Raw genomic sequence first — 23,422 nt, forward strand, 5'->3', positions numbered from 1 at the left:
CTCCTCAGCGGGCGATCAGCACGATCACCCAGACCAGGACGGTCAGGGCGATGGAGGCGACGAGATTGGCCTTGGCCAGCATGGTCGAGAATTCCTTCTCGAAACCGTAGCCGACATCCCACATGATGTGGCGCAGGCCGCCGAGCAGATGGTGAAGGAGAGCCCAGGTATAACCGAAGAGCACCAGCTGACCGATGATCGATCCGAACAGCCAGTTCACTTGGTTGAAATTTTCCTCGCCCGAGGCCGCAGCGATAAGCCAGGCGGCGACCAGCAGCGTGCCGAAGTAGAGCGCGCCACCGGTGATACGGTGGACGATCGACATCGCCATGGTGGGAATAAACTTGTAGATCTGCAGATGCGGCGACAGGGGCCGGTTATTTGTCACATTCGCCATCAGAACCTCGCGGCGTCGTATGCGGTATAAGGGCGGTTGCCCGCAATGCAGCATGCCAAAGAAATGTGCATTGCATCATTGGCGTGGTTTAATCTGACGGATGCCGGTCGACAAGAACAATTCAAGGGGATTTTGAATTTAATCGATTGTGTCTTTCTCATGGCTGGTTCCTCAGGATCGGGCTTTGCACATTAACCACGATTGCCAAAGAAATCGTTGCCCACGCGACGGCCGCTGCAGTTTCGTGTTAACCTTCTGTTAACGATTGACCGCAGGAGTTCGCCATGACAGCGAATCGCATCAACCCTGTCCTTCTCGCCGCCGCCCTCGCCGTGCTCTTTTCCTCCACTGCAGATGCCGGCGATCGCCGGCACGACCGCGACCATCGCCATCATCGCGTCGAAAACAGCCGCTGGGATCGCCAGGGCGATGGCCGCTGGAACCGTCCGCCCGAAATCGACCGCATGGGCGGCTTTGTCGACCGTTGGATAAGGCGCTCTCGTTCGACCGGCGGATTTTATGGAGGCTCCATCCAAGCCTATAGCGTTCCCGGCCACGGGGTTTATTTCGTGCGCGATGCCGACTACTGGCCTCTGCGCGGTGAGGAACGGATCGCTCCGGCGCCCAAAGCGAAAGTCATCGACGTCGAAAAGGAAATGGGCGGCAACGTCTCCGCCTCGCCCACCGCCTGCGCCTTCGAAGCCGGCGTCTGCATCATCCGCGGCGGCAATTGAGAATGCCTGCACCCTTTAGGAAATTAAATCCCCGATCCGTCTAGTTCCTCTTCGTCCTTGCCCTCCCACGCGGATGGGAAGGCCAACTGATCGACATTGGCGGCGGGCATGGGCATCCAGCACTTCAGTTCCGGTTCCGCATATTCGATAATCCGGCCCGGGACGGAATCAGAGGAGCGCCAGGCTTCTCCACCGAATCGATCCCCTCTTGACCAGTAAACGAGATCGACTGCTCCCGGCCCTTGTTCGGATGGACGGATAGTGACGAGAATACGACTGCCGTCCCTCGGTGCGGATCGCATATGCCGCCAGCTTGGCTCTTCCATGGTTGTCTCCGTCTTGATGAACGCGAGTGTCACCTCGCGAATCTAGGCAGTCAACTCCTACTCTCATCGGCCGGCTCCGGAGTTGGAGTGATGAGAACACATCATCTCGTTCTTGCTTGCGATCACCGGTCTCAAAAGACCGGCACCGCCTCCGCACGTGTACGAAGCTAGGGAAGAGCTCTTGGCCGGTTTCGAGTCGTGGCGCCGTTGTCCAAGCCAAGGGGTGAGCGTAAAACACCCATGCTCGTCGCCAGTCCAATTGGGCCATCTGCCGCCGATTTCCAAAAAAAATGCATGCCGGATTTTCCCCACCCTCCAAACCCATGCCTACAATCCTCCCGCTTCCGTCGCCGGAGTGTTTCGCGAGACGTTCGCGGGCAGGCGGGAGCCGGCGCTTCCATCGGACCCGTAACGTGCGGGGATGGCGGAAGAGGTGAAAGCCATGGAAGAGAACCGGGCAACCGGGCTTCTTCCTATCAAGCCTCCCCCTGGCTGCCGGGCCAGGTTCGGTTGAGCCGTGCAAGTGGCAAGGTTTCCCGAAAGGAAATCGCAAATGAAGCCACGCAGCGAGGCGAGGTGATCACCTGTAGGGACCGGAAGTCCCGAGAGAACGCCGAAGGCCACGCGAATGCGGAGCCACACATATATTACTCATGAGGTTCCGCATTCGTGTGGGCTCTCCGATCTTTGAAACCACGGCAGGAGACTGCGCGGGAAAACTCTGGCGCGCCTACCGGAATCGCCAGACCGTCGTCCGCTTTACCTCGCTGTCCTCCAGCACCCGCGTTACCGGCACTTCATAGACGGCGAGCTGCTCCAGGCGGTCCTTCGGGCAATAACTCCGCCCGGGATCGCCGACCAGAACCAGACGTCCCTCGCTCGCCAACCGCGTGAACCACGGGATCAGCACCCCGGCAAAATCCCGGTCGTAGAAGACATCGCCGGCGAGGATGACATCCGCATCGACCGGCTTGCCGATCTGATTTTTTGAGATGAAGCGGAGATCGACGCCGTTCTCGGCAGAGTTCAGGGCGACAGCGGTTTGGGTCCACGGATCGATATCCGCAGCCAGCACATCCTCGGCGCCGGCAAGCTTTGCCGCAATCGCCACCAGCCCGGAACCGCAGGCAAAATCAAGGACCCTCTTGCCGGCTACCGTTTCCGGATGATCGAGTATATGGCGGGCAAGCCCCTGCCCGCCTGCCCAGGCAAAAGCCCAGAAGGGCGGTGGCAAGCCGATCTCCTCCAGATCCTCTTCCGTCTTCAACCACAGATCATGCGCTTCGCTCGCCAGATGCAATCGGATTTCCGGCACATGCGGCGGGCTCATCAGCTCGGTGTTCTGGAGGATGAAGGTCCGGGGATCGGTCTTCAAGACGGGATCAGTCCGGCGAACGCGGAGGATTGTCGAGCCCCCCGAGCCTGCAGATCTCGAAATATTCCTCATCCGTCACCGGCTGCACCGAAAGCCGCATCGACGTCACGAGCGACATCTTCTCGAACTTCGGGTTAGCCTTGATATCCTTCAGCGTCACCGGCTTCGGCACGTCCGCGACCGCGCGGATATCGACGCAATCCCATTTCGGATCGCCCTTGGCGCTCGAATCCGGATGGGACAGGGCGCAGACCTCGACGATCCCGACGATCTCCAGCCCTTCGTTGGAATGGTAGAAGAAGCCCTTGTCGCCGAGCTTCATCGCCCGCATGTTGTTGCGTGCCAGATAATTACGCACGCCGGTCCATTCGGTGCCCTTCTCTCCGGCAGCCTTCTGCTGCTCCCAGGACCAGGAGGAGGGTTCGGATTTGTAAAGCCAGTACGCCATCGATGCCTCACTCAGCCGGCTTGTTGAAGACCCAGTTGTAAGGCTTGATCTCGACCTTTTCGAACAGGCCGGCGAGATAATAGGGATCTGCTTCCGCGATCGTCCGCGCAGCGGCCATGTCGGCGGCTTCGACGATCACCAGACTGCCGTTCGGCTTGCCTTCATCGTCGAGAAAGGGACCTGCTATCTTCAGCGTTCCCTGTTCGTTGAGCTTGTTTAGATGCTCCAGATGAGCCGGGCGGGTCTCCATCCGGACATCAAGATGCCCCGGCTTGTCGGTGCAGAGAAAGGCGAACAGCATGGTCTCTCCTTTGAATATCTAGTGCTCTACTCAGCTTTGATCGGCCGGGTCATCAGCTGTTCCATCGCTGCCATGACATCGAGCTTTCCGTCGATGATCGCTGCAACCGCGTCGGTCACCGGCAGTTCGACCGAAAACCTTTCCCCGAGCCTTGCGGCAACGGAGGCAGCAAAGGCCCCTTCGACCAAAGGCCCGCCGCCGATCGTTTCGGCCGGATCGCCCTGCCCAAGCGCAATGCCGAAGCGGAGGTTTCTCGACTGATGGCTCGTGCCGGTCAGCACCAGATCGCCGAGGCCGGAAAGACCGCTGACCGTGTCCGCCCGGCCACCCATGGCCTCGACCAGCCGCGACATTTCCGCCAGCCCACGGGAAATCAGCGCGGCCCGGGCGGATTCGCCAAGCCCGGCACCCTCGACAATGCCGCAAGCGATTGCCAGCACGTTCTTCAGCGCACCGCCGAGCTGGACTCCGATGCGGTCAGTCGATGCATAGAGCCGAAAGGCGCGGCCCGACAGGACATTCGCAAGCCGGTCCGCCAGATCATGGCCTTCAGCGGCAATCACCATCGCGGTCGGCAGGCCTCGCGCGATATCGGCGGCAAAACCTGGGCCGGAAAGCACCGCAATTCGAGAGCGAGGCAATTCCCGCTCGAGCACGTCGGTGAGCAGACTGCCGGACGATCTGTCGATCCCCTTGGCGCAGGTGACGACAACGGCGTCCTTCGTCAGATAAGGCCCATAATGCCGCGCCGCATCCGCCTGCGCCTGCGAAGGCATCGCAAACAGGACAATGCTCGCTTCACCGATGGCGTCCGGCTCGACGGAAAATTCCAGTGCATCCGGCAGCGGCACCCCGGGCAATGCCGCGTCATGCACGCGATCCTCGCGAAGGTCGCTCATCAGCGAGGGATCGCGGCCGATAAGGGTGACGGGATAGCGACCTTCCAGAGTGACCACGGCCGCGAGCGCAGTACCAAAGGCGCCGGCACCGATGACGACGATCCGCTCTCTGCCGCTCATGCCTTGGCGCCCCGCTTTCCGGAACCGAGAACGGCCTGCGCCTGCTTGTCGAGCGGCCAGCGCGAGCGCGGCGCCACGTCCAGCGCGTCTGCCGGAAACTCTCCCGCAAGCCGCTCAAGTCCGGCCCAGGCGATCATAGCCGCGTTGTCCGTGCAGAGCCTGAGCGGCGGCGCGATAAACCGGAACCCGTTCTCGATGCAAAGAGCCTGCAGGGTACGGCGGATTTCCTGGTTGGCGGCGACGCCGCCAGCGACCACCAGTGCCGGATCGACATCGAGCGCTGCGAACTCCTGCTTGAAGCGCGCCAGCCCCCTGCCGATCCGGTCGCGCAGCGTGCGCGAGATTGCCTTTTGGAAGGAGGCGCAGATATCGGCGATATCCTCATCGCTCAAAGGCGCGATTTCGGTGGCCGCCTGTCGCACCGCAGTCTTGAGGCCGGAAAAGGAAAAATCGAGCCGAGCTTCACCGACCAAAGGGCGCGGAAGCGAAAAACGGTCCGGATTGCCCGCTTGTGCGGCCTTTTCCACCGCTGGGCCACCCGGGTAGGGCAGGCCGAGCAGTTTCGCCGTCTTGTCGAAAGCTTCACCGAGCGCGTCGTCGATGGTCGTGCCCCAGCGCTCGTATTCCCCCACGCCTCGCACCAGGACCAGTTGGGTGTGTCCTCCCGAAACGAGCAGCATCAGGTAGGGAAACGAAAGCCCGTCCGTCAGCCGCGCCGTTAGTGCATGGCCTTCGAGGTGATTGATCGCCAGCAGCGGCTTGCCCGACGCACGCGCGATCGCCTTCGCGGTCATGAGCCCGACGATCAGCCCGCCGATCAGGCCCGGACCCGAGGTCGCGGCCACGGCGTCGATTTCATCGAGCGAAACGCCTGCCCGGTCGAGCGCTTCTTCCACCAGCCCGTCCAGCGCCTCGACATGCGCCCGTGCGGCGATTTCCGGCACCACGCCGCCGTAGGCACTATGCTCGTCGAGTTGAGACAGAACGACATCGGACAGGATTTCACCACGTCCGTCCTCATGGCGCGCAACGACCGCCGCCGCCGTTTCGTCGCAGCTTGTTTCTATGCCGAGGATGCGAAGAAAGGTCGCCATGGGTCTATCGTTGATTGCGATGCCGGATAATCCGGTCTACGAAAGCCTCCGGTAACAATGGAATGACGCGGATGCAAACAAAACCTTTCCGGATCGGAACGCGGGGCAGCCCGCTGGCGCTCGCCCAGGCCTCCGAAACACGTGCCCGGCTGATGACGGCACACGGTCTTCCGGAGGAAATGTTCGAGATCGTCGTGCTGTCCACCAAGGGCGACCGCATCACCGACCGCGCTTTGACCGAGCTCGGCGGCAAAGGGCTCTTCACACAGGAACTGGAAGAACAGCTGCTTTCCGGCGACCTCGACTTCGCCGTGCATTCGTCTAAGGACATGCCGACCAAACTGCCGGACGGTCTCCGCTTGTCGGCCTATCTGCCGCGCGAGGATTTTCGTGACGCCTTCATCGGCCGGACCGCGCCGACACTCACCGCATTGCCCGACCATGCGACTATCGGCTCCTCCTCGCTGCGCCGACAGGCCCTGATCAAGCGTATCCGGCCGGACATCAATGTCATAACCTTCCGCGGTCTTGTCGAAACGCGGCTGCGCAAGCTGGATGAAGGCCAGGTGGATGCGACACTTTTGGCCTTCGCCGGCCTGAAGCGCCTTGCCAAGGAGGAGGTCGTCACCGAACTTCTCGATCCGGCTGATTTTCCGCCGGCTCCTGCGCAGGGCGCGATCTGTGTCGAAAGCCGCATCGGCGACAGCCGCATCGATGAATTGCTGGAGCCGATCAACGACCGGCCGACTTATGATGCTGTCTCCTGCGAACGCGCCTTCCTCGCCGCTCTCGACGGCTCCTGCCGCACGCCGATCGGCGGTTATGCCGTCTGCGACGGAGACCACCTGAAATTTTCAGGCCTCATTCTCACCCCGGACGGACAACGGGAGCATTCGATCGCGGTTGAGGGAAAACGCGCGCATGCGGAAGCGCTTGGCCGCAAGGCCGGCGAGGCGGTGCGGGCGACCGCCGGCAGTGATTTCTTCGAAGACTGGTCCTAACCCCATGCGGGTCGTCGTTACCCGCCCTGAACCATCGGCCGGACGCACTGCCGATCGGCTGGTGAACCTGGGACACCAGCCGATCCTGCTGCCGCTGACGCGAGCGCTGCGTCGTCCGGACATTGCCGAAACTGCACTGAAGAAACCTCACGCCGCCCTTGCGCTGACGAGTGCGGAAGCGGCCAGAGTTCTCTCGTCTGTGGACTGCCTCTCGCCCTATCTGGATGAGGTGCTTTATGCTGTCGGGGAAGCGACGGCCAGGGCGGCGGAAGAAGCCGGCTTCCGAAAAATCCGGAAGGGACCTGGGACCGGTTCTGAACTTGCCCGGCTGGTTCTAGCCGACGCCCCGATCTTCGACGCTCCCCTGCTCTATCTTGCCGGTCGGCCGCGTTCGGCCAGTTTCGAGAAAGGGCTTCGAACGGCGAAAATGCCTCTCGCCGTAGCGGAAATCTACGAGATGACCCCTCTGCCTTATGATCGGGAATCTGTCCGCGACGCTGTGCTGGACCCGCCGGTCGACGCGGTCCTTCTCTATTCACGGGAAAATGCGCGGCTGTTCTTTGAGCTTATGGCGCCATTTGCAGACGCGCTCTCGAATGCGCAGATAATCTGTCTCAGCGACAATGTCGCCGCCGCAGTGCCTCCCGAATTTCACAGAAAGATCAAGATCGCCGCGCATGCTGACGAGAACGGGCTTCTGGCTCTCCTTTAGTCGAGGAGAGGCGGCAAATTCCCGCCCGCCCCTTTTCTTCCGCCCGCCCGCTGACTAGTTTCCCCAGAGCACATGCAAAAAGAGGTCGAGATGGTATCGGAAAAACCGCCGCGCCGGTCAAAGGCAGAAAAAGAACCCGTGACCATCGACCTCACGGCAGAGGAGGCCGTCGCCGAGCCGGTGCGCAGCATCGATTCCGACGAGCCGGTGACACCGGCGGAACTGGAGGCGGAAACATCCGTCGACACCGACAAGCCGGTGGAAGCCGATATCGCTGACGAACCTGTGTCGACAACGTCAGGCATCGAGGACGAGGCACCACTTGCCGACGCCGAACCGGACGATGCAAGACAACCGCAATCCGCCACCGTTGCTCCCGAACCTGAGCCGGTCCCCGCCCCGCCAGCGAAAAGGAGCCCTGCGGCATCCACACTCGTCGCGGCAGGGATTTTCGGCGGTATCGTCGCACTGGCGCTTGCGAGCAGCATGCAATATGCCGGCTATCTTCCAGGCGCCTCTCCAGCCGCACCTGCAACTGACACGACTGCCCTATCTTCGCAAATCGACCAACTCCGCCAGGAGATCGCCGCGCTGCAATCCCGGCCTGCGCCAACTGCAGACGAAGGACTCGCCAATCGTGTTGCGGCCCTTGAAGCTGCGACAGGCAATTCGAACGGTGCCGCATCGGAGCAGGCAATTGTCGCCCTAAAAGAGGACATAGCACTGCTTCGTTCCGCCGTGGAATCGACAGCCGGCAACAATGTTCATCTCGAGGATCGGATTGAGGGCGTCGAAGCCAAAGTGAACGATCGGGGACCGGAGCAGCAGGTGGCCCGGGCAATTGCGGCGGCAGCGCTCAAAGCCGCGATCGATAGGGGCGGCTCGTTTGAAACCGAGCTCCAGACATTTGGAAGTGTTGCCGGTGACGATCCGGCGATTGCCGACCTGCAGAAATTCGCCGCTACGGGCGTACCGTCGCGCGCCGAGCTGCAGCGGGAGTTTCCAAAGGCGGCCGACGCCATGCTGGAAGCCACCATCCAGCCAGATCCCGATCAGGGAATTGCTGGTCGGCTTCTCTCTTCCGCAATGTCGGTGGTGAAAGTGCGGCGGGTGGGCAATGTCGAGGGCGACACACCCGAGGCTATCGTCGCCCGCATCGAGGAAGCTCTTCGCAACGGCGATCTCAAGGCTTCAGTGCGGGAGTGGGAGGCCCTGCCGGAGCCGGCAAAGGCCACCTCCCGCGACTTCAGGCAGAAGCTTGATGCTCGCATTCAGGTGGAAGATCTCGTTGGCGGCACGCTGACGCGCGCCGTGACCGGTACCCAAGGCTGAGGACGAAGACCCGAATGATCAGACTTTTCATTTTCCTCCTCGTCGTTCTGGCTCTCGGTTGGGGCTTCTCCTGGCTCGCCGACCGGCCCGGCCTCATCTCCATCACCTGGCAGGATCACCTGATCGAGACCAGCATCATGGTCGCGGCCACAATGGTGGTCGCGCTTGTTGCCGCCGCCATGATCCTCTGGTGGATCGTCGGCGTAATCTGGACCTCGCCCTATTCCGTCCGCCGTTATTTCCGCGCCCGCAAGCGCGATCGCGGTTACCAGGCGCTCTCCACCGGCTTGATCGCGGCTGGCGCCGGCAATGCGCTGCTCGCCCGCAAGATGAGCCTTCGCACCCGTGGCCTGCTCAGCTCGGACCAGGAGCCGCTGATCCACCTCCTCGAAGCGCAGACGGCGCTGATCGAAGGCAGGCACGACGACGCCCGCAAGAAATTCGAGGAGATGGTCGAGGATCCGGAAACGCGGGAACTCGGCCTGCGGGGTCTTTACATGGAGGCCCGCCGGCTTGGCGCCAACGAAGCAGCCCGCCAATACGCGGAAAAGGCTGCGGAGCATGCGCCATATCTGCCCTGGGCGGCACAAGCGACGCTCGAGGCCCACAGCCAGTCGGGCCGCTGGGATGACGCGCTCCGCCTTCTCGACCAACAGCGCATGGCCAACATCCTGGAAAAGGCGCAGGCCGATCGCTGGAAGGCCGTGCTCTTGACCGCGAGAGCCGGCGACCGGCTTGAAGGGGACCCGAAAGGCGCCCGGGACGACGCTATGGCGGCGTTGAAGCTCGCCAAGGATCTTGTACCAGCCGCCGTCATTGCAGCAAAAGCTTGGCTGCGCGAGGACAATATCCGCAAGGCGGCATCCACTCTCGAAACCGTTTGGAAGCTCGAGCCTCATCCGGAGATCGCCCAGACCTATGTTCGCGCCCGTAGCGGCGACAGCACCACCGACCGGCTGAAGCGCGCCGAAAAGCTGGAGGCCTTGCGGCCCAACAATATCGAATCCCTCATCGCCGTGGCCCAGGCCGCCCTCGACGCTCAGGAATTCAGGAAGGCCCGGGCAAAAGCGGAAGCTGCAGCCCGCATGGAACCGCGGGAGGAGGTCTATCTCCTTCTCGCCGACATCGAGGAAGCCGAAACCAATGACCAGGGCCGCGTTCGTCATTGGATGGCACAGGCACTGCGGGCTCCGCGGGATCCGGCTTGGGTTGCCGATGGCTTCGTTTCGGAGAAGTGGTTGCCCATCTCGCCCGTGACAGGCCGCCTCGACGCCTTCGAATGGAAGGCGCCCTTCGGCCAGCTCCAAGGCCCGATCGAGGAGGGCACACTCGCGGCCGACAAAGCGATTGCAAGCCTGCCGCCCGTGGAGACGCCAAAGGAGGAAGAGCCGCCGAAACAGATCGTCATTCAACCAGCCCCTGCTCCGGAAACACAAAAAAGCGAGTTAGCTGTTGCAGCAAAAACACCAGCACCTGCCAATGTGAAGCCAAAGGATGAAAAACTGACCGAAACCGAGGAGGAGCCAGTTCCATTTTTCGGGCGGCCGCCGGATGATCCCGGCGTGAAGGATCCGGACGCCGGGCAGCCCGCGACGAGGCTCCGGCTTTTCTAGAGAAGGCGAGGCCTGAAAAAAGAATGTTGGACCGAATTCAGGCCTTTCTCCAAACTCTCACATCATCCAATTCTGCCCGGGAATTCGCGCCCGACGATCCGAGAGTGGCTTTCGTCGCCCTCTGTTTCCAGGTCATGGAGGCGGACGGCAACGTCTCCGAACAGGAGCAGCAGACGTTTCGCGATCTCCTGCGCGAACGCTACGACCTGAGCGAAGCTCGCCTCAAGGCGCTGATCGAGGCCGGGCACGACGCCGGCCGCGAGGCAGTTGACTATTACCGTTTCACTTCCGATCTTAAAAAACACCTTGTCGACGAAGACGACCGCGTCGAACTTCTCGGCATCCTCTGGGATATCGTCTATGCGGACGGCCAGCGCAGCGAGATCGAGGATCACGTGATCTGGAGAATCGCAGATCTTCTCGGGGTTTCATCGCGCGACAGGGTTCTGCAGCGTCAGCAAGCTGCGGCACGTTCAACGGGAGGAGATGAGGGAGAGCAGTAGGGACGTACCGACATGTTGATGCAGCCTTCCCGCCATACCAAAAAGCTTCCCGTGCTCATCGTCCTGCATCAGGAGCGCTCTTCCCCTGGCCGCGTCGGGCAGATGCTGATCGACAAGGGCTTTCCGCTCGACATCCGTCGTCCCGTGCTCGGTGACCCGCTGCCTTCAACGCTTGTCGGACACGCCGGCGCCGTCATTTTCGGCGGGCCGATGAGCGTCAACGATCCCGAGCCCTACATCAGGACGGAGATAGACTGGATTGGCGTTCCGCTGAAAGAGAACAAGCCTTATCTCGGCATCTGCCTGGGGGCGCAGATGATGGTGCGTCATCTCGGCGGCACGGTAGCACCCGACAAGGAGGGGCTGACAGAGATCGGCTGGTATCCCTTGCGGGCCACCGAGCACGGCCGCCTGCTGATGCATTGGCCGAAAATGGTCTACCATTTCCACCGCGAGGGTTTCGAACTGCCGCATGGTGCGCAACTGCTTGCACAGGGCGATGCCTATCCGAACCAGGCAATTCGTTACGGCGACAATGCCTGGGGCCTGCAGTTCCATGCGGAGCTTACACGCGCCATGATGCAGCGGTGGGTGGTGCATGGTGAGCACCGCTTCATCATGCCGAATGCCCAGAAAGGCCGCGAGCATCTGGAAGGGCGGATGATCTTCGACGCGCCGCTCAAGGAGTGGCTGTGGAATTTCCTCGGTACGGTATTCGAAGGCAAACTTGCCGATAAAGGGGCCGCAGCGGCAGATGCCCGCCGCCAGCCTGCCTCGCGAGGCGATTGAACCTACCGGTCCGGCGCCTCGAGGCTGTCGATCTTCCGAAGCTTCGGGAAGCCAAGTGACCAGATGACCGCCACTGCGAGCGTGCCGACGCCGCCGATGACTACGGCCGGTACCGCTCCGAAGATCGACGCCATGGTGCCGGCCCGGAATTCACCGAGCTCGTTGGACGCGCCGACAAAGACCATGTTGACAGCGTTGACGCGGCCTCGCACCTCGTCCGGCGTCCAGAGCGCGATCAGCGTCTCGCGCACGTAGACCGAAATCATGTCGGATGCCCCCATCAGCATCAGCGCCGAGATGGAAAGCCATGGGGTCGCGGAAATCCCGAACACGAGCGTCCCGGCGCCGAACAGGGCGACACCGACGAACATGGCAAGGCCGGCGTGATGGCGGATGGGATAAAAGGCCAGCCAGATGGCCACGATGATGGCGCCGACACCCGGGGCGGCACGCAGCATACCGAGGCCCCACGGACCGAGTTCCAGAATATCACGCGCGAAGATCGGCATCAGCGCCACGGCCCCGCCGAGCAGCACCGCAAAGAGATCGAGCGAGATTGCTCCAAGCACCACCTTCTCCCCGAAGATGAAGCGGAAGCCGGCCACGATCTCGCCCCAGCTCACCTTGTTGGCAGGGTTTTTCTGGACCGGCTTCGGGATCATGAAAACGAGAATGGCGGCAAGTATCAGAAAGATCACGGCAACGGTATAGGCCACGACCGCGCTTGCGCCGTAGAGCAGACCGCCCACTACCGGACCAAGGATGGATGCGGTCTGCCAGGACGAAGAATTCCAGGCAATGGCGTTCGGCAGATCCTGCTCCGGCACGAGGTTGGGCCCGAGCGACTGCACGGCAGGTCCCATGAAGGCGCGCTCGATACCAAACAGGATCAGGATCGCAAATACCGGCCAGGGAGAAAAGGAATTCGCGATCGTCAGCCCCAGAAGCGCCGCTGCACACAGCGCACCCACCACCATGCAGATGGCCATGATCGCACGCCGGTTATAGCGGTCGGCAACCGATCCCGTCACCAGGATCAACAACAGAGAAGGCAGGAACTGGAATAGCCCGATCAGGCCGAGATAGAGCGCGTTGCCGGTCTCGTCATACATCTGCCAGCCGACGGCGACGCTGATGATCTGGATCGCAAAAGCCGAGAGAAACCGGGAAAAGAAGAAGCGCGAGTAAGAGGAATGCCGGAAGGCGGCGAACCGATCGCCGGAGGCGGGAATGGACATGAAGCAGCACTTTCAGCGAAACCGGAAACCGGCATTGCACCCGCCGCCCATTAAACATGATTCCGACGAGGTACGGGCGCAGCACTTGCTCGTTAGTTCGCCAATGTCTACATGTCTGTCAACAACGAAATGGAGACGTGGATGCTCGCCCTGTTTCAGACCATCGATTTGGCCTTGAACCTTTATACCTGGGTGCTGATTTTCAGCGCCATATTCTCGTGGCTCTATGCCTTCAATGTCATCAATTCGAGGAACCAGTTCGTCGATGCGGTCGGCCGCTTCCTCTTCAATGTCACCGATCCGGTACTACGTCCGATCCGCCGTATCATGCCGGACCTAGGCGGCATCGACATCTCTCCGGTGATCCTGCTTCTGATCATCTTCTTCATCCGTTCACTGATGTGGACGTCGATCTACCCCCTGTTTGCGTGAGCTTCCCCTACAGCAGGCATACTGATCATATGCGGCTCGCAGTCCGGCTGACACCGAACGCTGGCCGCAATGGCGTCGAGGGGATCGAAACGTCTGCCGCCGGCGAGGCTTACCTCAAGGCCCGCGTCACTGCAGTGCCCGAAGACGGCAAAGCCAATAAGGCGCTGATCCTGTTGCTTGCCGATACGCTCCGGCTTCCGAAATCCTCCATTTCGATCGTGTCGGGCGAAACGGCGCGCAAAAAAATCCTCCGGATCGATGGCGACCCGGAGGATTTGGAAAAGAAGCTCAAGAAATTACTTGAGCCGTAAGAATTACTTCTGCGCCTTGTAACGGTCGATGGCTTCGACGATTAGCTTCTTGGCGACCTCGACATCCTGCCAGCCGCCGATCTTCACCCACTTGCCGGGCTCCAGATCCTTGTAGTGCTCGAAGAAATGCTCGATCTGCTTCAGCGTGATCTCAGGCAGGTCGGTGTAGTTCTTGACCTTGTCATAGCGCTGGGTCAGCTTCGGCACCGGCACGGCGATGATCTTCTCGTCCTTGCCGCCATCGTCTTCCATGACCATGACGCCAATCGGCCGGACATTGATGACGCAGCCCGGAACCAGCGGGCGGGTATTGCAGATGAGGACGTCGATCGGGTCGCCGTCTTCCGAAAGCGTATGTGGCACGAAGCCGTAATTGCCCGGATAGGTCATCGGCGTGTAGAGGAAGCGATCGACCACCAGCGCACCGGCTTCCTTGTCCATCTCATACTTGATCGGATGGCCGCCGACAGGCACTTCAACAATGACGTTGACGTCTTCAGGCGGATTTTTACCAACGGAAATCGCATCGATACGCATTCTTTTTCCTCGATCAGGTGGACAAAGTCACGCGTCGATAGCGGGAATCATGCTGCAAGGCAACAAGACATTGGAGGAATATTAGATAGCGTGGGCGTTCGAAGCGAAGGGTTTTCGAACCGCATGGCTGCGGTTCAGGACCAGACGAAGCCGATCTTCCTGAGCTGGGTCCCGCCGAAGTCTTCCATGCCTTCGGCCACGTCGACACCGCCGTGGCGGCGGAAGAATCGCGTCGCGTGCTCGCTGTCTTCGAGGCACCAGACGACCAATCCCTCGCAGCCGAGGGAGCGCAAAAGCCGGCGACTCTCGCCGAACAGCCGCCTGCCGAGGCCGATCCCCTGGAACTCCGGGCGCAGATAGATTTCGTAGACTTCGCCGTCCTGCGGCAAGGCCCGCGCCCGGTTCAGGCCGATCGTGGCATAACCAGCAATATCGCCCGCGACGTCGAGAACCAGAAGCGTCGCCGGTCCGCGCGCGGCCTTCCGCCACCAGGTTTCTCCCCGGCGTTCCAGCATCTGCGTCAACGGCTTGTGCGGAATGAGCCCGGCATAGGCCTGCTTCCATGCTTCCCGGTGTGCATCCGAGATGGCACGCGCATCTTCCGGTTCCGCTCGCCGGACATCGATCGACAACGTCTTCATAACGCTACTTTAGGTCCTCACGCAGGCAATCCGCTATTCCACCTTTGTGAGTAGGACGGATTGCCCACAGGCTTCTGATGTGGACGACAGGCAGACGTTAACGTGTTTTTAACCTTTGCGACAAGCCTGCGCAGTGCGAAGGCACAGAAAAAACCCCGGTATCTCTACCGGGGTTTCAAGTCTGCAAAGTGAGGTTAGGAGATCACCCCGCGAGCTTCGACTTTTCGTAGCGCTTGCGGTCGTTCGGATCGAGATACATCTTGCGAAGCCGGATGTTCTTCGGCGTCACTTCCATCAGCTCGTCGTCCTGGATCCAGGAAAGCGCACGGTCGAGCGTCATGCGGATCGGAGGCGTAAGCTTGACAGCTTCGTCCTTGCCGGCAGCCCGGATGTTAGTGAGCTGCTTGCCCTTCAGCACGTTGACCTCAAGGTCGTTGTCGCGGCTGTGAATGCCGATAATCATGCCCTGGTAGACCTTTTCGCCCGGCTCGATGATCATCGGACCGCGGTCTTCCAGGTTGAACATCGCATAGGCCACGGCTTCGCCGGCGGCGTTGGCGAGCAGCACGCCGTTGACGCGGCCGCCGATCTGGCCCTTGAAGGGCTGATAATCGTGGAACAGGCGGTTCATGATCGCCGTGCCGCGCGTGTCGGTCAGAAGCTCCGACTGGTAACCGATCAGGCCGCGCGTCGGCGCATAGAACCGCAGGCGGATACGATTGCCGCCGGACGGGCGCAGTTCGACCATTTCGGCCTTGCGCTCCGACATCTTCTGCACGACGACGCCCGAATGCTCCTCGTCGACGTCGATCACGACTTCTTCGATCGGCTCCATGAGGGTGCCGTTTTCATCCTTGTGCATGACGACGCGCGGACGCGAAACGGCAAGCTCGAAGCCTTCGCGACGCATGGTCTCGATGAGAACGGCAAGCTGCAATTCGCCGCGGCCCGAAACGTAGAAGGAATCCTTGCCTTCCGCTTCTTCGATCTTCAGCGCAACATTGCCTTCCGCTTCCTTGAAGAGACGGTCGCGGATGACGCGCGAGGTAACCTTGTCGCCTTCGGTGCCGGCAAGCGGGCTGTCGTTGACGATGAAGGACATGGTGACGGTCGGCGGATCGATCGGCTGCGCCTTCATGGCTTCCGTGACGGACGGATCGCAGAAGGTATCGGCAACGGTGCCCTTGGAGAGACCGGCGATCGCCACGATGTCGCCCGCATGCGCTTCCTCGATCGGCTGGCGTTCGATGCCGCGGAATGCGAGGATCTTCGAAATACGGCCAGTTTCGATCAGCTTGCCATCCTGGCCAAGCACCTTCACAGCCTGGTTCGGCTTGATCGAGCCCGAGGCGATGCGGCCGGTGATGATGCGGCCAAGGAACGGATTGGCTTCAAGGATCGTACCGATCAGACGGAACGGACCTTCTTCGACGGTCGGCTCCGGAACGTGCTTGAGCACGAGGTCGAGCAACGGCGCGAGGCCTTCGTCCTTCGGGCCTTCCGGATTGACGTTCATCCAGCCGTCGCGGCCGGAACCGTAAAGGATCGGGAAGTCGAGCTGCTCGTCCGTTGCATCGAGATTGGCAAACAGGTCGAAGACTTCGTTGATGACTTCCTCGTGGCGGCCGTCCGGACGGTCGATCTTGTTGATCGCGACGATCGGGCGAAGTCCGACCTTCAGCGCTTTGCCGACCACAAATTTGGTCTGCGGCATCGGTCCTTCGGACGAGTCGACGAGAACGATCGCGCCGTCCACCATCGAGAGGATACGTTCCACCTCACCGCCGAAATCGGCGTGGCCGGGAGTGTCGACGATGTTGATGCGCACGCCCTTCCACTCGACCGAGGTCGCCTTGGCAAGGATGGTGATGCCGCGTTCCTTTTCCAGATCGTTCGAGTCCATGACGCGTTCTGCAACGCGCTGGTTGTCGCGGAACGAGCCGGACTGTTTCAGAAGTTCGTCGACAAGGGTCGTTTTCCCATGGTCAACGTGCGCGATAATCGCGATGTTGCGAATTGCCATATGGTGTATCTCTGAGGCTGCGGCGCGGCAAAATGACAAGGCGCGCCAAATTTCGTTGGCGCGCTATTACATGCTTTTTCGCATTTGCGAAAGGGGGCCGCGTCGATGGCAGCTATGCAAAGACGCTCAGGCGTCGCTGCCGGCCAATTCCTCGACCATCGCAAGACCCTTTTTCTTCAGCATGGCCTGCGGGTCGGGAAGCTTGCCGCGAAACGCCTTGTAGGTATCCTCCGGGTCGATCGAGCCGCCCACCGAATAGATATTGTTCTTCAGCTTGCGCGCCATCACAGGGTCGAAGACGTTGCCCGTTTCCTCGAAAGCCGAGAAGGCGTCCGCATCGAGCACTTCCGACCACATGTAGGAATAGTAGCCGGCCGAATAACCATCGCCTGCAAAGACGTGCTGGAAATGCGGCGTAGCGTGGCGCATGACGATCGAAGCCGGCATGCCAATTTCGTCCAGCACCTGCTTCTGCACCGCCATCGGGTCTTCCACGGCATCACGCGTATGGAAGGCCATGTCGACCAGGGCCGAGGACGTGAACTCGACGGTGGCAAAGCCGGCGTTGAAGGTGCGGGCTGCCAGCACCTTGTCGAGCAGGGCCTTCGGCATCGGTTGGCCGGTTTCGTAATGAACGGCATATCTTTCGAGGATTTCGGGCACGGTCAGCCAGTGTTCGTAAAGCTGCGACGGCAGTTCGACGAAATCCCGCGCAACGCCGGTGCCGGAAACGGACGGATAGGTCACATCCGACAGCATGCCGTGCAACGCATGGCCGAATTCATGGAAGAGGGTTTTCGCATCGTCCAGCGACAGCAAGGCCGGCTTGCCCTCCGCAGGTTTGGCGAAGTTGCAGACGTTATAGATGATCGGCAACTCGCCCTGCTTACCGTTTTTCAGCGTCAGCTTGTGCTGCGACTGGAACGAATTCATCCAGGCACCGGATCGTTTAGAGGCGCGGGCGAAATAGTCACCCAGGAAAAGCGCCTTCAGCGCGCCATCCTTGGCGCGGATCTCGAAGACCCGCACGTCGGTATGATAGGCAGCGACGCCCTTTACCTCTGTTGCCTTGATGCCGAAGAGCCGTTCCGCGACGTCGAAACATGCCTCGATGATCTTTTCGAGCTGGAGATACGGCTTCAGTTCGGTCTCGGAAAAATCGAACATCCGCTGCCGAAGCTTTTCCGCGTAATGACGCCAGTCCCAGGGCATCACCTCATGGTTCTTGCCTTCTTCTGCAATCAGGCGGCCGAGGCTCGCTTCTTCCTCCAGCGCTTTGGCTCGTGCTTTTTCCCAGACCTGGCGAAGCAGCGTGTTGACCGCATTCGGCGTTTTAGCCATGGTGTTGTCCAGCTTGAGAGCCGCGAAACTGTCATATCCGAGAAGATTGGCTTTTTCGGCCCTCAGCGCCAATGTCTCGCGCACGACGCCGAGATTGTTCGTTTCGCCTTCGTTTGCGCCGCGCGCAAGCCAGGCCTTGAAGGCCTGTTCCCGCAGATCCCGGCGCGTCGAAAATGTCAGGAAGGGCTCGATGATCGAACGCGACAGGGTCACCGCATAACCGTCAGCCTCCCCCCGCTCGCGGGCCGCTGCCGCCATGGCATCTCGCAACATCTCGGGCAGCCCTTCGAGTTCCGCTTCGTCCGAGAGCTTCAGCGACCAGTTCTTTTCGTCCGCCAGCACGTTCTGGCCGAACTTCGCGCCAAGACCGGCGAGTTTCTCGTTGATGTCCGCCAGCCGCTCTTGCTGCGGCTTCGGCAGCTTGGCGCCAGCCCGGACAAACCCTTTCCAATGGCGCTCAAGCACGCGCTCCTGCTCAAGGGTCAAGCCCAGATCCCCGCGTTTTTCCCAAAGCGTGTCGATGCGGGAAAAGAGGGCAGCGTTCATGCCGATCTTCGAATAGTGGCGGGAAAGCTTCGGTGCCATTTCCCGTTCGAGCCCCTGAATGGTCTCGTTGGTATGTGCGCCGGCCTTACCCCAGAAAAGCGCCGAAACCCGCGAGAGTTCGTCGCCCGCTGTTTCCAGCGCAACCACGGTATTGGCAAAGCTCGGGGCTTCGGGATTGTTCGCGATGGCCTCGATCTCGCCCTCATGGGCCGAAAGCGCGGCATCGAAGGCCGGGGCGAAATCCTCATCTTTCACCAGATCGAAACGAGGCAGGCCAAAATGGCCGTTCCATTCCACCAAAGCAGGGTTCACGGGAGGATTTGAAGACATGCGCATATCCTTCGAAAGATGGGTCGCCATTCATATAGGAGAAGCTTGCCGAATTGGGTATCCGCGCCGACGTTTTTGACCGCCGGCAAAAAATCACACCCAATAATTAACGTATATTAACTATTTGACGCAGTGCAGCGCGGACGGCTACCTTCAACGCAATATCCGGTGACTCGGGATATAGCCATGGAAATCAGTTCCTTGCGCTGGTCTACCCATTTTCTTCAAAGGGAGAATTCTCGAAACGCCAAGATCGAGAAGCCTTCACAGCAGGAAAGCCGGCACGGCCAGATCATCTTTCAGGTGCCCGAAGCGGGTGACTTGCCGATCAATTTCTCGGCTATCACCCCACGGGATTTGCGTGCCTTGGCCCTGGAGAACTACCAGGCCGGCAAGATCGACCAGGATACCTATATCACGCTTTCCGAGGAGCTTCCGACGCATGCCGTCGATGCCCAGGGGCAAGTTGTCGATCTGTCTGAAGTAACCGACGAGACAGGGTTCGACTTCCACGACTTTTACCGAAACCAGCTCGAGATCGCGATATCGCTCGGAGATGCGCACCGTGCCGACGTCCTGCGCTCCGTCATGGCCTTCCTCGAAATCTGAACGGCTCGGGGCAGCCTCATGCCCTGCGAAAGCCGAAAAGATTTGGCGCCGAGTGCCAGAGTGCCTGCAGCGCAAATCCGATGAACAGCAGCCCGGAAAGCCGCACGATCACCCTTTCATGCCTGCGGTAGAAGCGCCGCACGAAACCTGCACCGATAATAGCAATCAGCACGAGGTCTGCGGTCAGGAATCCGACAAGGGAGACGGCCAGCAGGATCGGCAGCCCTGCAAAATCCAGCGCGTCTGACGACCCGGCAAGCAGTGCCGTAAACGTCGCCAGAGCCACTGGATACCCCTTGGGATTGGTCAGCCCGAAGATCAGGCCACGCCTCAAGGGGCGCTCGACAGCCATTAAAGCGCCGCCATCTTCTTTCGGCTTTGCCCGCAATGCACTCCAGCCAATCCAGCCGAGATAGAGGCCGCAAACAACGCCGAGGATGTCGAAGACGGCGGTGCCAACAGTCTTTGCTCCAATGATAGCCACCAGCGCCAGGGCAGACCACAGGATATCTCCCGCCAGATGTCCTCCCATGAAAAAGGCACCCGCCTGACGTCCTTGTCCGGCACCGATGCCGAGAAGCGCCAGGAATGCAGGGCCGGGAATGAGTGTGTAGGCCAGAGCCGCGAGAAACGCGCCGGCAAGCAGCGAAGAGGACATGGCGGGCTCCAATGCAATGGCTCTACGCAGTCTTGCCGCGCCCTTTGCCGCTGTCAATGCGAGCGGACACGGGTTTTTCATTTGCCTTCCCTCTAAAAGATAGTAAGGGGGCCTTATGAAATTCTCCGATGCAATTGCGGAGGCTGGCCCTGAGATGGATCCCTTGGGTTTTCTGATCGTCGACAGCGCCCGCCTTCTCCGAGCAGCCTTCGAGCGTCGCATCGCCGAGGCGGGTCTTGGTCTCACACCCGGCGAAGCACGGGTTCTCATGAGCATCGCTGCCGCCGATGGCAGCCGGCAGCTCGACATCGCAACCCGCATGGGTATCGAGCCGATGACGGTCTGCTCCTATCTCGATAAACTGCAGGAGCGCGGCCTCATCGAAAGGCAGCAGTGCTCCTCTGATCGCCGGGCGAAACGGATAAACCTGACGCCCGCCTCCGATGGGATGATCTGCGCGATCCGCAAGGAACTCAATATCATCTTGACGCAGGCGACCGACGGCCTGAGCAGCGAGGAGAACCGCGTCCTACGGGACACCCTGGCAGTCTTCAATGCCAAGCTCCAGGCGATCAACATTTCCCAGCCGCCGCAGTTTTCGTCCGATGAAAGCCGGTAGCATGCCCCCCATGCCTGCGCTTATGAGCGAGCGCCGCACGACCGTCATTGGCGCCCTGCTGACGGCAATCGGGCCGATCTCCATGGCCATCTATACGCCTGCCATGCCGGAGCTGGTGCGGGCATTCGACACGACCGAAGCCGCCATCAAGATGTCGCTGTCGCTCTATTTCGCAGGCTTTGCGCTGGCGCAGCTTGTCGCCGGCCCGGTATCGGATGCGTTCGGCCGCAAATCCGCCGCGCTCAGCTTCCTGGCCATCTATCTCGGCGGTTCATTGCTTGCCGTCTTTGCTCCGACGGTCGAATGGATTCTCGCGGGCCGCCTGATCCAGGGCATTGGAGCCTCGGTTGGCATTACGGTCTCGCGCGCCATCGTTCGCGACCAGTTCACTGGCGCGGAAGCAGCGCGCATCATGAACACGATGGGCATCATCCTGGCGATCGGTCCCGCCGCAGGGCCGACCATCGGCGGCCTCACGCTCGCTGCCTTCGGCTGGAAATCCGTTTTCCTGCTGATGGTCGGCTTCGGTGCAATCCTCGTCTTTCTTTCAACCGTCTATCTGAAAGAGACGACGGTCCCTGACCGCAGCAGGCTTCGACCGCTCCGGCTGATCTCCGCCTATTGCGAAATCGCCGTGCAGGTAAGATTTCTTTTTGCTGCGATCGTCCTGGCAGGTTGTATAGGCGCGCTCTATGCGCAGGCGACTGCCCTGCCTTTCATCCTGATTGATGACGTGGGGCTCACCCCTACCCAATACGGGATGAGCATGCTGATGCAGTCCGGGTTCTATCTGATCGGGTCGCTCTGCCTGCGCCTGACGTCGAAATGGCTGCCCGGTCGCAGAGCGCCGGTTTTCGGTCTTGCTTTCAGCGGCGGGGGCGGCATCATCATGGCGCTTTCCGTTTATTTCCTGCCACCGTCTTTTCTATCGATCATGGGACCGGTTGCAATCTGCACCTTTGGCACGGCTTTCATCTCGCCGTATATCACTACCGCCGGCCTTGCCCCGTTTCCGCACATTGCCGGCTCGGCATCCGCGCTGATGGGCTTCATCCAGATGGGGGCGGGGTTTGTCGGAGGCGTTCTCATCGCCTGGATCGGTGCACCCTTGGTAGCGTTTGGCAGCGTCATCCCGGCCATGCACATCATCGCGGTGCTCGGATATTTGGGCTTCCTCGCGGCCAGCCGGAACGAATAAAAAAGCCCGCCTCAGGCGGAGGCGGGCCGGCTTTGATGAATTGTGCGGTATCGCTACTTACGGAGATTGCGCTTGGCGAGTGTTCTGAGGCGCAGCGCATTGAGCTTGATGAAGCCTGCCGCATCCTTCTGGTCGTAAGCACCCTGATCGTCCTCGAAGGTGACCAATTGGTCTGAATAGAGCGACTTTTCGCTCTCGCGGCCGGTGACCATGACATTGCCCTTGTAGAGCTTCAGCGTCACTTCGCCTTCCACATGCTCCTGACTCTTGTCGATCAGCGCCTGCAGCATTTCGCGCTCCGGCGAGAACCAGAAGCCGTAATAGATCAGCTCGGCATATTTCGGCATCAGCTCGTCTTTGAGGTGTGCCGCACCGCGGTCGAGCGTGATGCTCTCCATTGCCCGATGCGCCGCGAGGAGGATCGTGCCGCCGGGCGTTTCGTAGACGCCACGCGATTTCATGCCGACAAAGCGGTTCTCGACGAGGTCGAGACGGCCGATGCCGTTGTCCCGGCCGTAGTTGTTGAGGGTCGCCAAGAGCGTTGCGGGAGACATCTCGACACCGTTGATCGAGACTGCGTCGCCGCGCTTGAAGCCGACCTTGATGACGGTCGCCTTGTCCGGCGCCGCTTCCGGGGAAATCGTGCGCATATGCACGTATTCGGGTGCTTCCTGGGCCGGGTCCTCCAGAACCTTGCCTTCGGAAGACGAGTGCAGAAGGTTCGCGTCGACGGAGAACGGCGCTTCGCCCTTCTTGTCCTTGGCGACGGGAATCTGGTTCTTCTCGGCGAATTCGAGAAGGTCCGTGCGGCTCTTGAAGGCCCAGTCGCGCCAAGGCGCGATCACCTTGATATCCGGGTTTAGCGCATAGGCCGAGAGTTCGAAACGGACCTGGTCGTTACCCTTGCCGGTGGCGCCATGGGCGATCGCATCAGCACCGGTCTTCTTGGCGATCTCGATCAGATGCTTGGAGATCAGCGGACGGGCGATCGAAGTGCCAAGCAGGTAGACGCCCTCGTAGACGGCATTGGCACGGAACATCGGGAAGACGAAGTCGCGAACGAATTCTTCCCGGACGTCCTCGATATAGATCTCCTTGATGCCCAGCATCTCGGCCTTCTTGCGGGCCGGCTCCAGCTCCTCGCCCTGGCCGAGGTCGGCGGTGAACGTCACCACTTCGGCGCCGAGTTCGGTCTGCAGCCATTTCAGGATGATCGAGGTGTCGAGACCGCCGGAATAGGCGAGAACGACTTTCTTAACGTCTTTCGGAAGTGCCATGTCGATTTCAGGTCCGTC

The 23,422-nt window shown here is 60.8% G+C and carries 26 protein-coding genes; 12 read left to right on the plus strand and 14 right to left on the minus strand.

Going from position 1 to position 23,422, the window contains the following annotated elements; genetic code table 11:
• Positions 1 to 4: 4 nt before the first annotated feature.
• Positions 5 to 397 carry a succinate dehydrogenase, cytochrome b556 subunit gene (sdhC, locus tag EDE05_RS12730; RefSeq protein WP_132410817.1) on the minus strand — a complete coding sequence of 131 codons (393 nt, stop codon included), beginning with the start codon at positions 395 to 397 and terminating at the stop codon, positions 5 to 7.
• Positions 398 to 681: 284 nt separating this feature from the next.
• Here sdhC and EDE05_RS12735 point away from each other — a divergent pair, with 284 nt between their 5' ends.
• Complete coding sequence (locus EDE05_RS12735) at positions 682 to 1,131, plus strand: hypothetical protein (protein WP_132410815.1); 450 nt, start codon at positions 682 to 684, stop codon at positions 1,129 to 1,131.
• 23 nt (positions 1,132 to 1,154) lie between these two features.
• Here the strand turns inward: EDE05_RS12735 and EDE05_RS12740 are convergent, their stop codons facing one another.
• The 6 genes from EDE05_RS12740 to tsaD all read right to left on the minus strand — a co-directional run bounded on the left by EDE05_RS12740 (position 1,155) and on the right by tsaD (position 5,694).
• The gene (locus EDE05_RS12740) at positions 1,155 to 1,457 is read right to left on the minus strand and encodes a hypothetical protein (RefSeq protein ID WP_112795825.1); all 303 of its coding nucleotides are present in this window, start codon (positions 1,455 to 1,457) and stop codon (positions 1,155 to 1,157) included.
• Positions 1,458 to 2,187: 730 nt separating this feature from the next.
• Positions 2,188 to 2,832 (minus strand): methyltransferase, encoded by a 645-nt coding sequence (locus EDE05_RS12745; RefSeq protein WP_132410813.1) that lies wholly within the window; start codon positions 2,830 to 2,832, stop codon positions 2,188 to 2,190.
• A gap of 7 nt (positions 2,833 to 2,839) precedes the next feature.
• Positions 2,840 to 3,280 (minus strand): EVE domain-containing protein, encoded by a 441-nt coding sequence (locus EDE05_RS12750; protein ID WP_132410811.1) that lies wholly within the window; start codon positions 3,278 to 3,280, stop codon positions 2,840 to 2,842.
• A gap of 7 nt (positions 3,281 to 3,287) precedes the next feature.
• Positions 3,288 to 3,581: a YciI-like protein gene (locus tag EDE05_RS12755; protein ID WP_132410809.1), complete on the minus strand. Its 294-nt coding sequence runs from the start codon at positions 3,579 to 3,581 to the stop codon at positions 3,288 to 3,290.
• Positions 3,582 to 3,607: 26 nt separating this feature from the next.
• The gene (locus EDE05_RS12760) at positions 3,608 to 4,600 is read right to left on the minus strand and encodes an NAD(P)H-dependent glycerol-3-phosphate dehydrogenase (RefSeq protein ID WP_132410807.1); all 993 of its coding nucleotides are present in this window, start codon (positions 4,598 to 4,600) and stop codon (positions 3,608 to 3,610) included.
• Positions 4,597 to 5,694 carry a tRNA (adenosine(37)-N6)-threonylcarbamoyltransferase complex transferase subunit TsaD gene (gene tsaD / locus EDE05_RS12765; RefSeq protein ID WP_105372760.1) on the minus strand — a complete coding sequence of 366 codons (1,098 nt, stop codon included), beginning with the start codon at positions 5,692 to 5,694 and terminating at the stop codon, positions 4,597 to 4,599. The genes EDE05_RS12760 and tsaD overlap by 4 nt, the downstream gene beginning before the upstream one ends.
• 71 nt (positions 5,695 to 5,765) lie before the next feature.
• Here tsaD and hemC point away from each other — a divergent pair, with 71 nt between their 5' ends.
• The 6 genes from hemC to EDE05_RS12795 all read left to right on the plus strand — a co-directional run bounded on the left by hemC (position 5,766) and on the right by EDE05_RS12795 (position 11,644).
• Positions 5,766 to 6,695 carry a hydroxymethylbilane synthase gene (gene hemC / locus EDE05_RS12770; protein ID WP_105372788.1) on the plus strand — a complete coding sequence of 310 codons (930 nt, stop codon included), beginning with the start codon at positions 5,766 to 5,768 and terminating at the stop codon, positions 6,693 to 6,695.
• 4 nt (positions 6,696 to 6,699) lie between these two features.
• A complete protein-coding gene (locus EDE05_RS12775; RefSeq protein ID WP_165924168.1) occupies positions 6,700 to 7,407 on the plus strand; it encodes a uroporphyrinogen-III synthase in 708 nt (235 codons plus the stop codon).
• A gap of 138 nt (positions 7,408 to 7,545) precedes the next feature.
• Positions 7,546 to 8,739 (plus strand): mitofilin family membrane protein, encoded by a 1,194-nt coding sequence (locus EDE05_RS12780; protein WP_245505134.1) that lies wholly within the window; start codon positions 7,546 to 7,548, stop codon positions 8,737 to 8,739.
• Positions 8,740 to 8,753: 14 nt separating this feature from the next.
• A complete protein-coding gene (locus EDE05_RS12785) occupies positions 8,754 to 10,352 on the plus strand; it encodes a heme biosynthesis protein HemY (protein ID WP_132410801.1) in 1,599 nt (532 codons plus the stop codon).
• Between the two features lie 23 nt (positions 10,353 to 10,375).
• Positions 10,376 to 10,855, plus strand: a complete 480-nt coding sequence (locus EDE05_RS12790; RefSeq protein WP_105372764.1) for a TerB family tellurite resistance protein — start codon at positions 10,376 to 10,378, stop codon at positions 10,853 to 10,855.
• Between the two features lie 18 nt (positions 10,856 to 10,873).
• The gene (locus EDE05_RS12795; protein ID WP_132410985.1) at positions 10,874 to 11,644 is read left to right on the plus strand and encodes a glutamine amidotransferase; all 771 of its coding nucleotides are present in this window, start codon (positions 10,874 to 10,876) and stop codon (positions 11,642 to 11,644) included.
• 2 nt (positions 11,645 to 11,646) lie between these two features.
• Here EDE05_RS12795 and EDE05_RS12800 read toward each other — a convergent pair whose 3' ends face one another.
• Positions 11,647 to 12,882 (minus strand): MFS transporter, encoded by a 1,236-nt coding sequence (locus EDE05_RS12800; protein WP_112803517.1) that lies wholly within the window; start codon positions 12,880 to 12,882, stop codon positions 11,647 to 11,649.
• A 141-nt stretch (positions 12,883 to 13,023) separates the two neighbouring features.
• Here EDE05_RS12800 and EDE05_RS12805 point away from each other — a divergent pair, with 141 nt between their 5' ends.
• Together EDE05_RS12805 and EDE05_RS12810 are read left to right on the plus strand one after the other, a co-directional pair.
• Positions 13,024 to 13,314, plus strand: coding sequence for a YggT family protein (locus tag EDE05_RS12805; protein WP_245422905.1), 291 nt, complete (start codon positions 13,024 to 13,026; stop codon positions 13,312 to 13,314).
• Positions 13,311 to 13,625, plus strand: a complete 315-nt coding sequence (locus EDE05_RS12810) for a DUF167 domain-containing protein (protein WP_132410799.1) — start codon at positions 13,311 to 13,313, stop codon at positions 13,623 to 13,625. Before EDE05_RS12805 ends, EDE05_RS12810 begins: the two co-directional genes overlap by 4 nt.
• 3 nt (positions 13,626 to 13,628) lie before the next feature.
• Here the strand turns inward: EDE05_RS12810 and ppa are convergent, their stop codons facing one another.
• The 4 genes from ppa to EDE05_RS12830 all read right to left on the minus strand — a co-directional run bounded on the left by ppa (position 13,629) and on the right by EDE05_RS12830 (position 19,043).
• Entirely contained in the window at positions 13,629 to 14,162 is a 534-nt protein-coding gene (gene ppa / locus EDE05_RS12815; RefSeq protein ID WP_132410797.1) for an inorganic diphosphatase, read from the minus strand.
• 134 nt (positions 14,163 to 14,296) lie between these two features.
• On the minus strand, positions 14,297 to 14,803 hold the full coding sequence (locus EDE05_RS12820; protein ID WP_105372769.1) for a GNAT family N-acetyltransferase: 507 nt from the start codon (positions 14,801 to 14,803) through the stop codon (positions 14,297 to 14,299).
• Positions 14,804 to 15,005: 202 nt separating this feature from the next.
• Positions 15,006 to 16,826: a translational GTPase TypA gene (gene typA, locus EDE05_RS12825; RefSeq protein ID WP_112803511.1), complete on the minus strand. Its 1,821-nt coding sequence runs from the start codon at positions 16,824 to 16,826 to the stop codon at positions 15,006 to 15,008.
• A gap of 126 nt (positions 16,827 to 16,952) precedes the next feature.
• Entirely contained in the window at positions 16,953 to 19,043 is a 2,091-nt protein-coding gene (locus tag EDE05_RS12830; protein ID WP_132410795.1) for a M3 family metallopeptidase, read from the minus strand.
• 186 nt (positions 19,044 to 19,229) lie between these two features.
• Here EDE05_RS12830 and EDE05_RS12835 point away from each other — a divergent pair, with 186 nt between their 5' ends.
• Positions 19,230 to 19,652, plus strand: coding sequence for a hypothetical protein (locus EDE05_RS12835; protein ID WP_132410793.1), 423 nt, complete (start codon positions 19,230 to 19,232; stop codon positions 19,650 to 19,652).
• 16 nt (positions 19,653 to 19,668) lie between these two features.
• Here EDE05_RS12835 and EDE05_RS12840 read toward each other — a convergent pair whose 3' ends face one another.
• Positions 19,669 to 20,310, minus strand: a complete 642-nt coding sequence (locus EDE05_RS12840) for a LysE family translocator (protein ID WP_132410983.1) — start codon at positions 20,308 to 20,310, stop codon at positions 19,669 to 19,671.
• A 115-nt stretch (positions 20,311 to 20,425) separates the two neighbouring features.
• On the opposite strand from EDE05_RS12840, the gene EDE05_RS12845 reads away from it, so the two are divergent.
• Together EDE05_RS12845 and EDE05_RS12850 are read left to right on the plus strand one after the other, a co-directional pair.
• Positions 20,426 to 20,929 carry a MarR family winged helix-turn-helix transcriptional regulator gene (locus tag EDE05_RS12845; protein WP_245505133.1) on the plus strand — a complete coding sequence of 168 codons (504 nt, stop codon included), beginning with the start codon at positions 20,426 to 20,428 and terminating at the stop codon, positions 20,927 to 20,929.
• Position 20,930: 1 nt separating this feature from the next.
• Positions 20,931 to 22,127, plus strand: coding sequence for a multidrug effflux MFS transporter (locus EDE05_RS12850; protein ID WP_245505132.1), 1,197 nt, complete (start codon positions 20,931 to 20,933; stop codon positions 22,125 to 22,127).
• A gap of 53 nt (positions 22,128 to 22,180) precedes the next feature.
• On the opposite strand, the gene EDE05_RS12855 is transcribed toward EDE05_RS12850, so the two are convergent.
• On the minus strand, positions 22,181 to 23,404 hold the full coding sequence (locus EDE05_RS12855; protein ID WP_132410791.1) for an argininosuccinate synthase: 1,224 nt from the start codon (positions 23,402 to 23,404) through the stop codon (positions 22,181 to 22,183).
• Positions 23,405 to 23,422: the final 18 nt, after the last annotated feature.

Origin of the sequence: Neorhizobium sp. R1-B, assembly GCF_004368875.1 — a bacterium.
In the GTDB taxonomy this organism is placed as follows: domain Bacteria; phylum Pseudomonadota; class Alphaproteobacteria; order Rhizobiales; family Rhizobiaceae; genus Neorhizobium; species Neorhizobium huautlense.

Excerpts from the sequence above, each read along its gene's own strand:
- sdhC (WP_132410817.1), bottom strand. The coding sequence starts at position 397 with ATGGCGAATGTGACAAATAACCGGCCCCTGTCGCCGCATCTGCAGATC.
- EDE05_RS12735 (WP_132410815.1), top strand. The coding sequence starts at position 682 with ATGACAGCGAATCGCATCAACCCTGTCCTTCTCGCCGCCGCCCTCGCC.
- EDE05_RS12740 (WP_112795825.1), bottom strand. The coding sequence starts at position 1,457 with ATGGAAGAGCCAAGCTGGCGGCATATGCGATCCGCACCGAGGGACGGC.
- EDE05_RS12750 (WP_132410811.1), bottom strand. The coding sequence starts at position 3,280 with ATGGCGTACTGGCTTTACAAATCCGAACCCTCCTCCTGGTCCTGGGAG.
- EDE05_RS12755 (WP_132410809.1), bottom strand. The coding sequence starts at position 3,581 with ATGCTGTTCGCCTTTCTCTGCACCGACAAGCCGGGGCATCTTGATGTC.
- EDE05_RS12760 (WP_132410807.1), bottom strand. The coding sequence starts at position 4,600 with ATGAGCGGCAGAGAGCGGATCGTCGTCATCGGTGCCGGCGCCTTTGGT.
- tsaD (WP_105372760.1), bottom strand. The coding sequence starts at position 5,694 with ATGGCGACCTTTCTTCGCATCCTCGGCATAGAAACAAGCTGCGACGAA.
- hemC (WP_105372788.1), top strand. The coding sequence starts at position 5,766 with ATGCAAACAAAACCTTTCCGGATCGGAACGCGGGGCAGCCCGCTGGCG.
- EDE05_RS12775 (WP_165924168.1), top strand. The coding sequence starts at position 6,700 with ATGCGGGTCGTCGTTACCCGCCCTGAACCATCGGCCGGACGCACTGCC.
- EDE05_RS12785 (WP_132410801.1), top strand. The coding sequence starts at position 8,754 with ATGATCAGACTTTTCATTTTCCTCCTCGTCGTTCTGGCTCTCGGTTGG.
- EDE05_RS12790 (WP_105372764.1), top strand. The coding sequence starts at position 10,376 with ATGTTGGACCGAATTCAGGCCTTTCTCCAAACTCTCACATCATCCAAT.
- EDE05_RS12795 (WP_132410985.1), top strand. The coding sequence starts at position 10,874 with ATGCAGCCTTCCCGCCATACCAAAAAGCTTCCCGTGCTCATCGTCCTG.
- EDE05_RS12800 (WP_112803517.1), bottom strand. The coding sequence starts at position 12,882 with ATGTCCATTCCCGCCTCCGGCGATCGGTTCGCCGCCTTCCGGCATTCC.
- EDE05_RS12805 (WP_245422905.1), top strand. The coding sequence starts at position 13,024 with ATGCTCGCCCTGTTTCAGACCATCGATTTGGCCTTGAACCTTTATACC.
- ppa (WP_132410797.1), bottom strand. The coding sequence starts at position 14,162 with ATGCGTATCGATGCGATTTCCGTTGGTAAAAATCCGCCTGAAGACGTC.
- EDE05_RS12820 (WP_105372769.1), bottom strand. The coding sequence starts at position 14,803 with ATGAAGACGTTGTCGATCGATGTCCGGCGAGCGGAACCGGAAGATGCG.
- typA (WP_112803511.1), bottom strand. The coding sequence starts at position 16,826 with ATGGCAATTCGCAACATCGCGATTATCGCGCACGTTGACCATGGGAAA.
- EDE05_RS12830 (WP_132410795.1), bottom strand. The coding sequence starts at position 19,043 with ATGTCTTCAAATCCTCCCGTGAACCCTGCTTTGGTGGAATGGAACGGC.
- EDE05_RS12835 (WP_132410793.1), top strand. The coding sequence starts at position 19,230 with ATGGAAATCAGTTCCTTGCGCTGGTCTACCCATTTTCTTCAAAGGGAG.
- EDE05_RS12840 (WP_132410983.1), bottom strand. The coding sequence starts at position 20,310 with ATGTCCTCTTCGCTGCTTGCCGGCGCGTTTCTCGCGGCTCTGGCCTAC.
- EDE05_RS12845 (WP_245505133.1), top strand. The coding sequence starts at position 20,426 with ATGAAATTCTCCGATGCAATTGCGGAGGCTGGCCCTGAGATGGATCCC.
- EDE05_RS12850 (WP_245505132.1), top strand. The coding sequence starts at position 20,931 with ATGCCCCCCATGCCTGCGCTTATGAGCGAGCGCCGCACGACCGTCATT.
- EDE05_RS12855 (WP_132410791.1), bottom strand. The coding sequence starts at position 23,404 with ATGGCACTTCCGAAAGACGTTAAGAAAGTCGTTCTCGCCTATTCCGGC.